Origin of the sequence: Massilia jejuensis (assembly GCF_042656795.1) — a bacterium.
GTDB lineage: Bacteria > Pseudomonadota > Gammaproteobacteria > Burkholderiales > Burkholderiaceae_D > Telluria > Telluria jejuensis.
Genome location: NZ_JBHSMS010000033.1, coordinates 1 through 1,094, shown reverse-complemented (window position 1 = coordinate 1,094; position 1,094 = coordinate 1). Strand labels below are relative to the sequence as shown.

Here is a 1,094-nt window from a genome sequence, read left to right as displayed (position 1 = left end):
TTCCGGCCACACTCAAACGCTCGGCCCGCTGATGGCGAAGAAATCAAGGGTTATTCGAGGTGCCCAATAGTCTTCGTACGCTCGTGACAGCACTGCTGTAGCACTGTTGGGGCTTTAAGCCGGTCGACGCCCCCGTCATTTATGGTTTCCGGCAACCGTCCACACGCAAATTTGGAGCCTGTCGCATGGAGACATGGGTAGCTTTTGGTGGCGTCAAGCGTGCTGGTGCAAGCCGCGTTTTGCCTACTTTGGTCGGTATTGGACTGCTCGCACTAGGTGCCGGGGCCACGAAATGGTATCCAACACCTCCTCAGTTAGAAGAGCTCGATCCTGTGTTGATGAGAGCAGTGACATCGTCGGTGTCGCAACACGATGTAAAAGCAATTTTGGCCCATCGACCCTCCTCTAGCGGGCCAGTTCACATTAAGCTATATACGTCTTGCGATGAAGTCCAGCATTGCACTGTTTTTACGGCCATGGATTTTACCGACGCGTTGTCTGAGCAGTCGACTGTTTCCCTGAGAGTCGCTGTGAGTGTGCTCGCCGGCTCTAGTGCTTCCTATAAAATATGCGAGTCATCATGGCAAGTTCGGCGCACCGACCCAGCGACCGATGCAAGCGCCACTTACGCCGGCTTATTTTCTAACCTGGGTCACTTCCCGCCCATCGGCGACAGCAAAGCGATCACCGCCTTGCTAGTTTCAATACAATCGGCAATAGAGGATGCCTTGTTGGAAAATGGGGTCAGCCCGAACCACGGAAACTGATCAGCTGCGAATAGCTGCCGCTCGACAAATATGATCTCTTTGGCGAGAAAGCTGGTCGCCACGGAGGCACGCCGTTTGCCATTGACTTGGTTGGCATTAAATCTGAACGCGCTATCCCGCACCCTTTGTCATAAGGCGCGGTCTTCACTCTTACCGGACACATTAGGCGCGCATCCAAATGCTTAGTGCGTATTCCGGCGAACGTGACCAGCCATTCCGGGGAACGTGACCGCTGCGCATGAGATGGCGTTACGCGGTCAAATGAGGTGTACTGTCAATAGCGGACACTCGTGTTTCAAGCCGCCTGCGCCTGTTTGCTAAAGGATT

The 1,094-nt window shown here is 54.1% G+C and carries 1 protein-coding gene; it reads left to right on the top strand.

Features of this window, described 5'->3' with window-relative positions:
- Positions 1-185 precede the first annotated feature (185 nt).
- Complete coding sequence (locus tag ACFPOU_RS09645; RefSeq protein ID WP_379719907.1) at positions 186-767, top strand: hypothetical protein; 582 nt, start codon at positions 186-188, stop codon at positions 765-767.
- Positions 768-1,094: the final 327 nt, after the last annotated feature.